This is a genomic window from Paenibacillus sp. ALJ109b (genome assembly GCF_010747435.1).
GTDB lineage: Bacteria > Bacillota > Bacilli > Paenibacillales > Paenibacillaceae > Paenibacillus > Paenibacillus taichungensis.
On sequence record NZ_JAAIFP010000025.1, the window covers coordinates 162,701 to 177,997 of the forward strand.

Annotated in this window: 8 protein-coding genes; all 8 read right to left on the reverse strand. The window is 47.8% G+C overall.

Going from position 1 to position 15,297, the window contains the following annotated elements; all coding sequences use genetic code 11:
* Positions 1 to 33 precede the first annotated feature (33 nt).
* A complete protein-coding gene (locus G3352_RS22905) occupies positions 34 to 2,364 on the reverse strand; it encodes a glycoside hydrolase family 95 protein (RefSeq protein ID WP_163760308.1) in 2,331 nt (776 codons plus the stop codon).
* Between the two features lie 157 nt (positions 2,365 to 2,521).
* The gene (locus tag G3352_RS22910; protein ID WP_163760311.1) at positions 2,522 to 4,579 is read right to left on the reverse strand and encodes an alpha-galactosidase; all 2,058 of its coding nucleotides are present in this window, start codon (positions 4,577 to 4,579) and stop codon (positions 2,522 to 2,524) included.
* A gap of 129 nt (positions 4,580 to 4,708) precedes the next feature.
* Complete coding sequence (locus G3352_RS22915) at positions 4,709 to 7,084, reverse strand: glycoside hydrolase family 95 protein (RefSeq protein WP_163760314.1); 2,376 nt, start codon at positions 7,082 to 7,084, stop codon at positions 4,709 to 4,711.
* A gap of 22 nt (positions 7,085 to 7,106) precedes the next feature.
* On the reverse strand, positions 7,107 to 8,876 hold the full coding sequence (locus G3352_RS22920; RefSeq protein ID WP_163760317.1) for a right-handed parallel beta-helix repeat-containing protein: 1,770 nt from the start codon (positions 8,874 to 8,876) through the stop codon (positions 7,107 to 7,109).
* A gap of 113 nt (positions 8,877 to 8,989) precedes the next feature.
* Positions 8,990 to 10,630 (reverse strand): extracellular solute-binding protein, encoded by a 1,641-nt coding sequence (locus G3352_RS22925; protein ID WP_163760321.1) that lies wholly within the window; start codon positions 10,628 to 10,630, stop codon positions 8,990 to 8,992.
* A gap of 97 nt (positions 10,631 to 10,727) precedes the next feature.
* A complete protein-coding gene (locus tag G3352_RS22930) occupies positions 10,728 to 11,627 on the reverse strand; it encodes a carbohydrate ABC transporter permease (RefSeq protein WP_076289382.1) in 900 nt (299 codons plus the stop codon).
* 15 nt (positions 11,628 to 11,642) lie between these two features.
* On the reverse strand, positions 11,643 to 12,527 hold the full coding sequence (locus tag G3352_RS22935; protein ID WP_143805411.1) for an ABC transporter permease: 885 nt from the start codon (positions 12,525 to 12,527) through the stop codon (positions 11,643 to 11,645).
* Between the two features lie 326 nt (positions 12,528 to 12,853).
* The gene (locus G3352_RS22940) at positions 12,854 to 15,064 is read right to left on the reverse strand and encodes a helix-turn-helix domain-containing protein (protein ID WP_163760324.1); all 2,211 of its coding nucleotides are present in this window, start codon (positions 15,062 to 15,064) and stop codon (positions 12,854 to 12,856) included.
* Positions 15,065 to 15,297 lie beyond the last annotated feature (233 nt).

The window sequence follows — 15,297 nt, forward strand, 5'->3', positions numbered from 1 at the left end:
ATATAAATGAAAGTTATTTTCAAGTATAGATCGTTATTTTACCAACTCCAGCTCGCTATTGAAATAGTAACTTTCGCCTGCTTCGGCATGAAGGATCGTTCTTTGGTTGCCCCAACAAATGGTGAACGTTCCCGGTGAGAAAGTATGAATGTTCGTAGAGGTCGGCTTTCCATTCTCCCAGACGATGTCAACCTCGGCATTTCCTTTTGCTCTCAGCCCGGTTATCGAGCCGGCGCTCCATGCCTGTGGCAGCGCTGGGAGAAGCTGGATCTCGCCCGCATAACTTTGCAGCAGCATCTCCGCTACGACAGCTGTACCGCCGAAATTTCCATCAACGACAAAAATATTACTCTCTGCACCAGCAATTCCGGATTTGGAATAGGTGAACAGATTATCGAAGCACAAGCCGCCGATCAAATGTGAGAGGTGTTTATATGCCGTCTCCCCATCGTGCAATCTCGCAAAACCCAGTCCAAACAAAGCAGCTGTAAATTCAACATCCTCTAGCTCTTCCTGGACCATGCGGTTCTCCAGCGTTACTCGTGCTGCCGCACTGAGTTCCGGTGTATGGTCAGGTGTAATCTGATTGTCCGGATACAGCGCATACATATGAGACAAATGCCGATGTTCCGGCTGCACCTCCTCATAATCTTCCAGCCACTCCTGTAACTGGCCTTTCTTGCCAATCTGTAGAGGTGGAAGCTTGCTAATTGCTTCTTCCAGCTTGCGTCCGAGTTCCTCGTCTTTATTCAAAAGTTCAACTGAATTAAGACAAAATTCGAAGAGCCTGCGCACCAGCATCTGGTCCATTGTTGTTCCCATAGACAGCTGCTGTGCCCCCTCTCTCGAATTATCGGGATAAAAATGATTCTCCGGCGAATTGGAAGGACCCGTCACCAGCCAACCGTTTCGAGGATGCTCACACATGTAGTCCAGATAGAAGGCCGCGGATTCTTTAAGTACAGGATAGGCCACATTCTCTAGGAAAACACGATCCTGACTGTACTCATAATGCTCAATCAGGTGTGTAGCCAGCCATAATCCGCCTGTAACGTTCAGCCCCCATGAGGTTTCCCACCCAGGCAACGTAAATCCCCATACATTGGAGAAGACATGAGCTACCCATCCATCGCATCCATATACATTACGAGCCGTTTCCCTGCCCGCCTGTGCCAGACCCTCAACATACCGAAATAACGGAAGATGGCTCTCTCCAAGATTCGTAATCTCTGTGGGGTAATAATTCATCTGGGTATTCACATCAAGGTGATAATCACAGCTCCAGCCCATTCGGCACGCTTCACCATCATTCCAAATTCCTTGGAGATGGAGTGGCAGTGGAGAGTTCTCGCGAGAGCCCGCAATGGTCAGATACCGTCCATATTGAAAAAATAATGCAAACAATTGCGGATCTTCATTCCCCTCACCCTGTTCCAACAAACGAATGCGTTGGTCTGTAGCCAGACCGGATTTCCCCTTGTGCCCCAACTGAATATCTACCTTGTCATATTGCTCACCGTAATCACGGATATGATCTTCCCTCAGCAAGGCATACCCCTTCTCTAAAGCCTTCATCAGCGTAGACTCGTTCTCTGTTTCCCAATCCTGATCTGTACGGCGATAATCTGTGCTCACACTAAAATAAATCCATGCCTCATCCGCTCCGGTCACAGTCAATCGACCATCTATACTTGCGATGGTCCCCCCGGATATAACCAACTTGACCAAACCCTTGGCCCATACACCGCAAGTCCCATCACTATGTACGTTTTCCGTTGCCTGCCCTTGGAATTCAAGCGTGTTGTCATCTAAGGCTACAACCTTGAATGATTCCGTGCCTGCCTGTAAGCCAAGTGTAAAAGATACGCCACCCGGGGCATCGCTCCAAATTCGGGAGGCCACTATATCATCGGCGTGAGAAGCGAAAACTTCACGAAGAATCGTGATGTCATCATCCTTCCAGAAAGCCCCGGCCAGCGCATGAGTCAGATCCAGCTCACGTTGGAAGCTTCCAGCTTCATCAGAACTCGAATTCTTCTTCCCAAAATCAATAACAACATCACATAATCCAAGATGGGTGCCGAAATTACGCTTCTTTGGCTGCAAATGTTGTTTGGCAAGTCGATCTCCTTCATCATAATCGCCGGAGAAGAAATAGCTACGCATCTCTTCCAGTGCAGCCTTGCCTCCTTCGGAAGGATGCTCCGGGTCAATCCGACCCGACCAGAAGGTAACCTCGCTCATACTCCATACCTCACGATGCGATGACGCCATAACAACTGCCCCTATTCTTCCATTGCCCAGCGGCAGGCCTTGAGACCAATCCGCTGCAGGGGTTGAATACCACAAAGTAAAATCGTTCATATCATGTCCTCCAGTCCAATAATGATTATCTTTAGAAATAGACTCATACCCAAAATAGACAAACGCGCGATCTGTGAGATACAAAAGCGCGCGTTTGACTTTGTTTGTTTTTATATCCTACAACCGATCACAGCTCTTGGTTGTCATGTCGCCCAGGTCAGTTTCCCTTCACGGTCAATCTGAAGATTTTGGATTCCGCCGGTTCCAGTGAGACCGCAAGCTCTCCAGACGTTTCCCCTTGTGAGCCTTCCCACAGATCTTGCAAGCGGTATACGGCATTGACGTTTAGTCCGGCCCGCTCCAGCGAGATGGATTTAACCGCAGCTTGTTCAGCATCAAAATTGAAGACAGCGAGATAGAAACTCTTCTCTTCCGGAGATTCAAGGACAAACACATCAGAAGACAGTTTCCCAAAATCACCTTCAACTGGACGGAAGGTTTTGCCCATACGAGCAACGTTCAAAATATCCTTGTTGCCAAGCCATTCTTTTGCTCGTTCGGCAGCTTCCTCTTTACGGAAGTCATCCCCGAGTAGAAGCACCGTACCGGCAATGACTGAAGCAGTCAGACGGCTACGTCCTTCATGCCAGCCGGTAGCTTCCTGGTTGAAGCTCTTGTATAACACCGAATGATCCGGATCATTGTAGCGATAGAGCGTCTTGCTCATCCACCAACCGTGTGTCAGCGAGTTCAGCATATATTCCGTATCCGCGAGTGTACCGAAGACATCACAGGAAATACGGCGGCTGTGGGCAAATGCATATGGAAATAATGGAGCGATGGACAAGTTTATGAAAAATGGCCGTCCGATTACTTCTGGTGAGATCTTATGCTGCAAATAAGACATGCCATAGTGATAAGCCGCGATCCCTGTTGTAATATCCGAATTGTGGTGCTGTCCCTCCAACGAGCCATGTGCCAAGAAATCCAGTTTGATATATTCGAAGCCTTCCGCGATGAATTTGTTCGTGAACCAGTCGATTCTTTGCAGGTTGCCAGGATGTGTCGGGTCTATCGCCAGACCACCGTCTACATCTGGCAGAATTTCGCCCTCACTGTCACGCAGCAGGATATCTGCATAGGTGTATTTGCCGTTCGTTCCTTCGACCGCCTGACCGAACTGATCAGGCCCTCCCCAGAAGGCAAATGGGGTCCAGTACGTTCCCGTTCTATGTCCATTTTGCCGCACCCGGTCCAGCGCGCTCTTCATCTCTTCCGGCGTAAAATTGTCCCAGAAAGCATCAAAGTTGATGTATAACGTTTCCTCATTCTCGAATCCAAGCGGCTGTACTTCATTTTTCAGAAAATCGCTGGTCGCTGTATACAGATCATAGTCCAGATCACTCATGGCCGCGGACCAGCTGTTCCATCCAATCGGAACACCGCCCTCCCAAGGTAATTGAGCCTCAATCCAGGCATTCGCCTGACCGTAGGCTTCAAGACCTTCACGGTAGTCTTCATAGAACCCGACGAATACCAATGGGGACTCAACTCTTTTTCCCTTCACATAACCATGAGGCTGGGAATCGCGAGTCAGTTCACTCACGGCACCGCCATACAGATCAAGTCCCTCGATATGTCCGCTTTTTTCGCTTTGCATACGAATCCCTGTTTTCCATACCTTATGCGTAAGGGAACCCATCACAATTCCCCGGCGGCTGTCGGGCGCGAACAAGGCTGTCGCCTCGTAACTCTCCACATCAAGCGGCGGCTTAACGACCGTATATCTGACCCATTTATCGTTGTCAAACGGAACACGCAGAATGCTTGGTTCATCCTGGCCGGATTCTCCGCCGAGCGATATGGCTTTGGATTGGATGACAGCCATGCGATTCGCCTTAAGCTCTTCATCGCCGACTATAGCGGTCTGCACCAGGACATACGGTGAGGATTCATACATATAGAAATGCTGCTCCAGTTGCGGCAGCAACGAGGCTTTATGCAGAACGACCAAGCGGATGCCTTTTCCAAATCCTTCTCGAACAATATCTTCCTGTGCCGTCAGCTCATGGTTCTGATAATGATCCGTGCTGTATTCCCGGCCCTGCCAGCGAAAAGCACTACGAATGCCCTTCACATGGGAAGAATGCTTGCCGATGCAGGACACTTCACCATTTTCAAGATTGATCTCCAGGCTCACGTGGCCATTTGTAACGCTTACAAGATTAACATTCTGTTGCTGCACTTGTACGGCTGTATCGCTAGTTAGCATCATATGCCTCCTTATTGTTGCATGCTGTGCCCTGAGCGGAGCTGATTATGTCTCTCCTGCCCAAGTCTGCCCTCATTATAAAGACCGAATAGAGCATTTTCCATGCAACGATCTTCCGATCCATAACGCGATTTAACTCAACTTAACCCTGTAGGTTTGTCCTGCAGATGTAGGGAAACTTATGATATTTGAATCGGTGTCCTCCGTTTCAACCACGCTGCCGTCAAGCGTTACCACAATCGGGCCTTCACCTCTAAGGACACAGTCCCGGCCCAGTTGTGAAGTGATGTGCGCTTCTGCAAGTTGTCCGTTGTCCCACCGGATGCTGACCTCAAATCCGCCTCGGGCACGCAGGCCGGAAACGCTACCCTGCTGCCAAGCATCTGGCAGTGCTGGAAGCAGTTCCATATAAGGACGGTGAGATTGCAGCAGCATCTCGGCTATCCCGGCAGAGGCCGCGAAGTTGCCGTCGATCTGAAACGGAGGATGTGCGCCCAAAAGATTCGGATATACACCGCCATGGTTGTATTGTTCCGATGCTCCATCTCTGACCAGGCGCAGCATGTTGGAAAGCAGACGCAGGGAACGATTTCCTTCCCTGAAACGACTCCAAAGCGCAACACGCCATCCCAGGCTCCAACCCGTGCTTTCGTCTCCCCGCCGCTCAAGGGAGGTTCTGGCGGCGACAAACATCTCTGGTGTCTCTTCGTCCGAAAGCTGTCGACCCGGATACACGCCTACCAGATGCGAGGTGTGCCGGTGGTAAATGTCCTCATCCTCATAGTCCTTCGACCACTCCTGCAATTGACCATATTTGCCGACTTGCAGCGGCAGAAGACGATCACGGATGCTCACCAGTTCTTTTCTGAAATCCGGGTCCGCTCCAAGTATTTCCGAGGCTTCAATACAGTTAGTGAACAACTCCCAGATTAATGAGATATCCATGGTTGAACCCGGACTGACCGCTGCTACGCCTTCCGCTGTCCGGAATTTATGCTCCGGCGAAGTCGAAGGTGAGGTCACAAGGTTACCGCTACCATCGTCAATGAGCCAGTCCAGTGCGAATAGCGCAGCTTCCTTCATCACTGGATAAGCGGAATTTCGCAAATACGTCTCATCTCCGCTGAAGGCATAATGCTCCCATAAATGCTGGGTCAGCCAAATACCTCCCATCGGCCAGAAGGCCCAGCTTGGATCACCGTCACCATAATTGCCCACTGGTGCCGTCTGTCCCCAGATATCCGTGTTATGATGCGTGGTCCAGCCGCGAGTGCCATAGTTGACCTGTGCGGTCTCAACGCCCTTCTTCGCCAAATTGCTGATCAAGTCCAGCAAGGGCTCATGGCATTCAGCCAGATTGCATATTTCAGCCGGCCAATAGTTCATCTCAGTATTAATATTCAGCGTGTAATTGCTGCTCCAGGGAGGACGAGTTACGGCATTCCATATGCCCTGAAGATTTGCAGCCTGCGTTCCAGGACGGGAGCTTGCGATTAGCAAGTAACGCCCATAATGAAAGAGAAGCTCCACAAGCCCCGGATCCTCCGCCCCATAGGTTGTAATCCGCTGTTCAGTGGACATCTGCTCTGGAGCAGGTGAATTCCCAAGCTGAAGCTTCACCCGATCGAATAGCAAACGGTAATCCGCAATATGTGAGTCAAGCAGGCTGTCATATGTCTTGGCTAACGCCTCATTCAAAAATGAACTTGCAGTGAAGGAAGCATCTTTTCCCTCGACTCCCGGAATGGCATCCATACCGTTAAAACTTGTAGCCGCACTGAAATAAAAGGTTGCCGTTGTTGCACCCAATACATGAATTCCACTGCCATCTACCGTTACCTGTCCGTCCTCTGTCTTCACCGCTAGCTGGCCTTCAAAGACCATGCCCTTGTTATTTCCGGGATCACCGTATCGGATCGGCTCATCGCTTGTAACGTAGCTGGGATCGACATGCTCCGGGGCTGTTCCTTCCAGAACAAAGCGGCCTTCCCTAACACTAATCGCATGCCGAAGTGGGCTATCCAGTGACGCATGTACATTCAGCGCACCTTCCGCACTTGCAGCCAGCCGCAGTACAAGTACCTGATCAGGATGCGACGCAAACATTTCACGGGTATAGATAACATGGCCAATCTGATATTCAAGGCTGTGCACTGCATTTTCTACATCCAGCGTCCGCTTGTAAGAATGGTGGATGTCCCCGTGTTCAAAGCGCAGGAGTAAATTCCCGAAAGGAAGATAGGACTGGGTGTACGGACCCAACATCTCTTTGGTCAGCGTGTCTGCTTCTGTATAACGTTCCTCCTGTAACAGCTTGCGAACCTTTGGTAGAGCGTCCTTTGCGCCAGGATTACTGCCGTTCTTCGGATAACCGGACCACAGCGTGTCCTCATTCAAGCTAATTTTCTCCTGCTCCACCCCACCAAAAATCATGCCGCCAAGACGGCCATTACCTATGGGAAGCCCTTCCGTCCATACATGTGCAGGTTTGTCATATTGAAGTTTCATGTGCACTCTCCCTCATGTTTTCTCAATTGCTAGTCAGTTCCTCTGGAACATTAGTGAACGTATTATCCGCAATGTCAACCTCGCTGCAGGCGGTTGCATAGACCGCCTCTTCAACGCAGAATAACTTTCCTGTCTCGCTGGAGGAACATATTTTATTCGACTTAAAAATCAACCCACGGGTGGACTTGGCGCTCAGAATCGAGACATCACTACAAGTTTCGAAACGGTTATTCAGGATAACGACCTGTCGGTGGACAGGAGCGCTCTCATCAACCACCACATTCTCCGGGGATATGAATATCACGGGATGCTCACTGCCGCCACAATCAATAAAATGGTTATCGGTGATCGTCACATCCTCTACCCTTCCGGACTCATACCAGGACTCGGCATCCACCGCAATCAAAATAGCATTCATGGACATGCGTTCAAACGTATTCCCGGTAATCAGCACTTTCCGACGAGTCGTTATGAGTATGCCTCGTGTTGGCACTCGTGCAAAATGATTATTTGTAATTTCCACTTCTGGTGTCCAGGTTACATTCTCAATGACATCATGGCTGCCAATACCATCCGGTACCGGATGAGCAAGAGTCAGCAAGAGCTCACGAGCACTTAAACGCTCTACCGCAACCACATTGTTGGAGGCGTAGGTCGTCAACGAACCGGAACGGACAAATTCGATTTCATCACCAAGATAAAACGCCGGAAGCCCATACGTCTGGGGATGCATGAATCGAACTTTCACGCGATCCACCGCCGGCTGATCTACAATTCGTAAATAGGTACCGTGGACATTGACAGGATCATCATGCGAACCGGAAAAATAGCTATCTCTTATGGCAACCTTGCCTCTGCAGCTGGAAATGTGCAAGAAATCCGCAAAGCCGGCAACCGTACGTTCCGTTTCAGTGCGGGGAGCCAAGTTCATCCGTGAGAAGGTCAGATTTGTGCTGAACTGGCCGACGACACCGAGTCCATGCAAAAAATGCAGACTCACGTCTCTCCACGTTATATCTGAACATTCGGTAATAAAAACTCCAACTTGATCACGAATGCCATCGCGGTTTTGTAGTACATGACCAGGGACCACATCAGGTTGAAAATCAAAATGCAAACGGATGGTCATGGGCTCAAGTTCTTCCACAGATTGGGCCAACTCCAACCAATTGTCGATTCGCCAGGTTGTATTCCGCAATGGATCATAGGTTTGCATGGGACCTTCCGCAAAACTCCAGCCTTCACCGAGCCAGGTTAGCTTGTTGTCCCGAATCTGATAACGGGAATCGGGGTGAACCCGCGCATCGAAATAATGCTTTCCGTTTGAGATAATCGTCATTTCGGTCACCGTAGGCTGGTGATAGTCTGTACGCAGGTTGCGAATCTCTACATTGATGCATTTGTCCAGCAAAAACAGGGTCTGTTTGCCGTGGAAAATAAACAGGGAGCCGTTGCCCTCCAGCGTTACATCATTCATTCCTTTAAGCAAAATGGCAATGGTCTTGGTTACGTCTGGGTTCTCTTCTTCACTCGTTGTATTGGAGATATAATAAGGCTGCCGAATCGCTTCCTCCGGGTAGAAATGATACCTACCTCTCGCACAGTCCAGCACCACCGGACCAGGGATTTCGGCCGCCGCCTGAATGGCACGAGCCATCGCTGGCTGGGTGTCCAACTCAGAGTCTGGCACAGCGCCATAATCCGTCAGTCTTATCGTCGTGGAATTCGTGATATGTTCTTGTTCAGTCACAGGAATGTTGATCCCACCCTTCTTGGTATGTAACACATCCATTGCTTATCTTCTATCAACACATATATTCCATCATCATACTTCTCTTCTGCCTAAATACAAGGAAAATCAGGCGCCGGTACATCATAGGCACCTGATTCCGATATCCCTGTTAATTACTTGCTTGTGTCATATGCTTTTTGCAAAATTTCCAGATAACGATCGAGCTTCAGGTTCTGTAAACCTTTCACATAAGCATCCCAGTCCTTATTCAAGTCCTTGTTGCCTGTGATGAATTGCAATTCATTTTGCTCAATGTAGTTTCTGATGTTGGTTTGCAGCAAGCTGGCTTCATCAATTTCGTTTGGATCAATCCAGACGGACCAGATTGGGAACAGCTCTTTAGGCTCATGCCCTTCGTACAACAGCGATGCATCATATAATCTGCGCTCATAACCATTGGATGCATAAATATCTGTGCCCTGTACGAAGGTATCACGGTATTCTTTTGGCATATAGAAGTGAGCCATGCCGCTCCAGCCTGCATTACGTGGTGCCTCACCTTCAGCCATAGGGATTTGTTTCACTACAGGTTTAACGTCTTTACCCAGTGCCACATCACCTTCCACAGGATCAGTCCAGTCAATCCCTTTCATACCGCTCGCACCGTTCGTTTGGCCTTCTGGTGTGAACATGTAGTCTACCATTTTGATCAGGGCAATCTGCGCTTCTTCACTTGCCTTGTTTGTGATTACAAACTTCGCTCCTGGAGATACACCGCCCGCATCATGCGTCGCATAGGACACACCCTGTGGTCCAGAAATCGGTGGCAGCGGGTTATAGTGCGCCGATCGAGTATTGCCTTCGTCAATGTTTACGAAGATTGCAGGATGCATGGCTGCACCAGCACCCAAAATTTCAGCGTCAGCATTTTCACCGATTTTCTTGAATGCTTCTGCGTTTTGTGTGAATGCGCCAGGATCAATCAGACCTGCATCAAAGAGGGACTTGATGTAAGTCAATCCGTCTTTCCATTCTGGTGTAATAGCTGCAGATTGAACTTTTCCATTTTCCATTTGCAGATAGTTTCGGTCATCGTCATAGACAAATGCATTCATCAGGAAAGGAATAATTCGTACGCCGAACTCCTCTATGGAACCACTCAGCGGTACCTCATCTGCTTTGCCGTTTCCGTTCGGGTCCTGCGTCTTGAAAGCTTGCAGCACGTTTTTGAATTCTTCGGTCGTCTTTGGCATTTCCAGATTCAGCTTTTTCAGCCACTCGGTATTAATCCACATCTTGCTCGGATAGGAGCAGTGGAAACATTCCGTATACGCAACAAGTCCATAGATATTACCATCAGGCGCTGTATTAAGCGTTTTCAAATTAGGGTTCTTCTCCATGGCCGCTTTGATGTTGGGAGCGTATTGATCAATGAGATCGTTCAAAGGAACGAGCACACCCTGCTTGCCATACTTCAGCAGATCTGCTTGAGAGAATTGGTCTATATAGTGGGTCAGCAGATAGGCATCAGGATAGTCGCCGCTTGCAAGTGAGATTTGACGCTTTTCCTTGGCTCCATCCGATGGATTGATCTCCCAATTGAATTTGATATTGAATTTGTCTTCCACAAATGCAGTAAATTTATTGGTCGGAATATCAATGCTAGAATCCTGAACCGCGAACACGCTGATATTCACCTTGCCGCCCTCTTCCGAGCTCCCCTGTTGTGAGGACGAGCTGCCATTGGAACACCCGCTCATGACAACTGTAAATGCCACTACCAGCATCAATAACGTTACCATACTTTTCTTCAAATCTGATCACTCCCTTTTTGTAGTTTACCAGTTGAGACGATGGTACCTTGCGTATGAACTGTCTATATCTTCTTTCTCCATACACCGAATCTAAGGATCAACCCTTAACGGAACCGACCAGCATCCCCTGTACAAAATGACGCTGTACAAATGGATAGATGACAAGTACAGGCAAAGTGGCGACCACAATTAACGAATATTTTAACAGTTCGGTAAGCTGCTGTCTTTCCACCATTTTCGCCACGTCCATGGCACCCGAACCGTTGTTTTGAATGATGATACTTCGTAAGATGAGTTGCAGCGGGAACAGGTCTGCCGATTTGAGATAGATCAGGGCATCAAAGTACGCATTCCACTGCCCCACAGCATACATGAGAACCAGCACGGCGATGATTGGCTTCGATAACGGGAGTACAACACTCCAGATGAATCTCATATCACTACAGCCGTCAATTTCACTGGCTTCCAGAAGCTCCCCAGGAATCGAAGATTGAAAGAACGAGCGAGCAATAATAACCTGCCATACCCAGATTGCATTCGGGATCAGTAACGCCCAGCGAGTATCAATCAGATGAAGCTGCTTCACCACCATATAAGTCGGAATCAGCCCACCACTGAAAATCATGGTAAAGGTGATGATCATCATCAGGGTGTTTCTGCCGAAAAAAGTTTTTCGTGACAACGGATAGGCAATCATGATGGTCAACGCTACACTGATCAGCGTACCAGCGGCCGTATAGAAAATGGAGTTACCGTAGCCGATGAGAATCTCAGGTGTATTAAATAATGCCTTGTAACCGTTGAAGGAAATATCTACGGGCCATAGCCATACCCGACCGGAAGTTACTGCTGCCGGGCTGCTGATTGAGCTGCTGACGATAAATATCAGTGGGTAAATGACCACCAGCGCCACGAGACTGAGCAAAATGTAGATTGTAATCAGAAACGTTTTGTCGACGGCGGACTCTTTAATCTTGGTTTGAACGTTTGCAGCCATAGGTGAACTCCTTTCCTACCAAATGCTATTCTTAGTAACTCTCTTCGCCAAACCATTCACCGTAACCAGTAAAACCAGATTGATCAGTGAGTTGAACAGCCCTACGGCAGTTGCAAAGCTATAGTTGGCATTCAACAGGCCGACTCGGTAGACATAAGTTGCAATGATTTCAGAATTAGCCAGATTGAGCGGATTTTGTAGCAGGTAGACTTTCTCAAAGCCAATCGCCATGACATTTCCGACATTCAGGATCAAAATAATGACAATGGTTGGCACCAGCCCAGGCAGATCCACGTGCCGGATTTTTTGAAAACGCGAGGCCCCATCGACTTTTGCCGCTTCGTACAATGTGGGGTCAATTCCAGCAAGTGCTGCCAAATATATAACTGCACTGTAGCCGGCAGTCTGCCAAATGTCGGACCAGACATAGATCGAGCGGAACATGCCAGGCTCACCCAGAAAATTCACGGAATCCAACCCAAAGAAATTCATGGCGATGTTCACAAATCCAAGTCGTGGTGCCAGGAACAGCATAATCATGGACACCATCACGACTGTTGAGATGAAATAGGGTGCAAAGGATACGAGTTGGACGAATTTCTTGAACTTGGCTCCGCGCACCTCATTAATCATGAGTGCGAGCACAATCGGAATTGGAAATCCGGCCAACACTAAATAACCGCTAAGTAAAATGGTGTTCTTCACCAGGGTCCAGAATAATGGGTTCTCAAAGAACAGACGAAAGTTTTGAAAACCAACCCAATCACTTCCCCATATTCCCTTGATGACGTTATAGTCCTTAAAGGCAAGAACCGCATTGATCATCGGATAATACTTGAAGATGAGAAAAAATAGCAAGGGCGGAATCACCAGTAGATGTAACTGCCAGTGCTTCATCATTCTTTTGCGGGCATTGGTCAGAAAACCAGGTGCCTTCGGCTGTGTTGATGTCTTGTGATTTAATACGATTTCCTTCTCCAGAACAATCCCCCCTTACTAGCTGTCTGCGATGTGCAAATTATGATAGCGCTTTCTTGATTCTGATCATAGTCGATTTTAATGTCCCATAAACAGGTACACCTGCGCCGTTAAACGTACAGTTATCCTGTTTTTGGGGGCACAAATCCGCAGTACGACAGCCATTTTTCCATTACGGAGGCGTATTCGCAAAAAAAGACCGCATTATCCGGAACACGGACAACACAGTCTATGGGTCTTCCTTTCATTTAATCGTCAACCGATTGTCTATACACACTGGGCGAAACGCCATTCAATCGTTTGAAGGCTCTTCTGAAGGAGTGAGAACTATTGTAACCTACCCGTGACGCAATCTCATCTACTGTATAATTGCTCTCTTTTAACAAAATCACAGCCTGATCCATTCGGACTTTGATCAGGTGATCGGAGAAATTAACACCCGTAAACTCTTTGAATAATTGAGAAATATATTTCTCGGGCCGCTCAACATGCTCTGCCACTCGATACAGAGTCAGCTCAGTATCTGAATACATTTTCGCAGTATATTCCTTAATCTGTTTGATGATTTGAATATGGGCATCCTTCTTCTTGTTTGCAATAACGGAGCACAGCTCTTCCATGATTTCATAAAGCTCAGCTTTGATCGTTTCAAGCGGCTCCGAGGAACCAATATCAATGACCCGCCGTTTCACATTCTCAATGGAGGCATATTCCGTAAACGCCTTTTGATCCAGTAACTTGAGAAAAGTCCCCTTCATTTCTCCAACAAGTTGATGCTTCATTTCCATGGACAACTCCCGCTGCTCCATGTTATGAACAATGATTGCATCGACAATCCGTTTGGCCTCTTCAAGTTCTCCTGCACGAATCGTGCCAATCAGTCGCTGCTCCGAATCCAGCGGGTAATAGTACGTTGTATTTTCGGTTTGGGCTTCATTGTTCCACATCATGCCTTTTTTGTTCATGTAGACTGCATACTCCAACGCCTGATTGGCCTGATCAAAGGAAAGGCTGACCTCTGTCAACGATGTGAAGAGATTTCCGAATCCTGACTGGATGGTAATCCTGTATTCATTGAACACATACTGTGCCAGATTCTCCATGATGTGCGTGATATCTTCCTTCTCACGATCCTTTTCGGAGTCGGTTTCCTTGGAAAAGAACAGGATGACCACTTTATCCGAGCCCATATCCGTCATCAGAACATCTACGCCCAGTTCAGCCAAAGCCTGCTTCAACAGTAGTCGGGAGGCATTCAGTTCATTCAGGATCTCAACGCTGTCCATACTGGCATAACCCTTAATCTGGACAATTCCTGCATATCCAGTGCCTTGATACAAATTAATATCTGCCTGTTCGGCCGCGGAAAGAATCTCATCCCGCGATTTGAATTCGCCTGAGATCAGCCGCTTCAGGAAGGCATCCCTGACCAGTGGGAGCTGGCGATTTAATTCGGATTCGAGCAGCTTGTTCTTGGTAAGCATATCAGCGATATTTCCACTCAAAAAGTCAAATTCATTTTTGGGAGCCGATTCATCCTTCCCAAACTGCTCTTTCATTACACTTAACAGTCGATTGATTGGAACGCTGTTGCGATAGGCCAGCACAAGTCCAACAATCAGTCCGATGAGCAGTGTGCCGCCTGTAATCAGCATCGTCATCCCCTTAATCCTGTTTGCATTCTCCATCAGGACATGACGGGGAATGCCCGCTTGGTATACCCATCCGTTCTTATCAGATCTTGTAGTGATCACAAGATCATCCCCATAGAACTGGCTGACTCTACTTGGATCAAAATGAGAGTCAGAGGCCATTTTCACCATCTCGGGCTCGGAGCTCCCTTGCAGCGCAATGGTATTTCCCTCCGCATCGCTGATATGAACCCAGCCACCGTATCGGTCATTCAGGCTGGACAACAGACTGAGAATCATTTTCTCGTCAATGATTACAACGGCGACAGCCGGTGAAGAATCATTGAAGCTGTCCAGAGGCAATGACTGCATATATGTGATTACGGAAGTCTGCTTCCCCCTACTGACATAGGAACTAAGCGGTTTAATCTCACTCCGATGTGTCTTCCCCAACACGTCCTTCATCCATTCTTCTAACGAAAGATCGTTATAACGGAAATCAGCGTAATAGTGATTTGGTCTGTAAGAAGAACCCGGGGTCAAAATTAGATTGTAATTCGCAAGATAAATATAATAATTTTGCAGAAAATCATTGGTCTGTCCAAAGGTCAACACATTCTCCATCGTTCTCCATATCCCATATACGTTGGTTTCATTGTCCCTTTCATTCATAAGAACGTTCAATTCCTGATTGACCGCAAGCTGTCGGGTGAAGCCCTCCACCTCCGCCATGCGGCCCTCCAATATTTCCTGGCTTTTCTGAAGTTGGGTAACACTATTCTCAATGGAAATGGACTGTGTTACGGAGATGGACGTCAGATAAGACATATAACCGCCAATGCTGGGTATCACCAAAATGATCACGTAGGAAATTAAAAATTTACGAAAAACATTGGAATATTTAATGGGTAACCCTCCTCCCCCTCCTTGAGGTATTGGTAGCGTTATCAAAGATAATAATATTTTCCGGGTTAGTCAATTGTTTTATCTCATTCTTCAATCATGTTTCATTCGGGAATGAATAAAAGGCAACGATAAAAAGAAGATTATCATTGCTTTTT

Coding starts and splice junctions, on each gene's coding strand:
- G3352_RS22905 (WP_163760308.1), bottom strand. CDS start 2,364: ATGAACGATTTTACTTTGTGGTATTCAACCCCTGCAGCGGATTGGTCT.
- G3352_RS22910 (WP_163760311.1), bottom strand. CDS start 4,579: ATGATGCTAACTAGCGATACAGCCGTACAAGTGCAGCAACAGAATGTT.
- G3352_RS22915 (WP_163760314.1), bottom strand. CDS start 7,084: ATGAAACTTCAATATGACAAACCTGCACATGTATGGACGGAAGGGCTT.
- G3352_RS22920 (WP_163760317.1), bottom strand. CDS start 8,876: ATGGATGTGTTACATACCAAGAAGGGTGGGATCAACATTCCTGTGACT.
- G3352_RS22930 (WP_076289382.1), bottom strand. CDS start 11,627: ATGGCTGCAAACGTTCAAACCAAGATTAAAGAGTCCGCCGTCGACAAA.
- G3352_RS22935 (WP_143805411.1), bottom strand. CDS start 12,527: ATGATGAAGCACTGGCAGTTACATCTACTGGTGATTCCGCCCTTGCTA.
- G3352_RS22940 (WP_163760324.1), bottom strand. CDS start 15,064: ATGTCTTATCTGACGTCCATCTCCGTAACACAGTCCATTTCCATTGAG.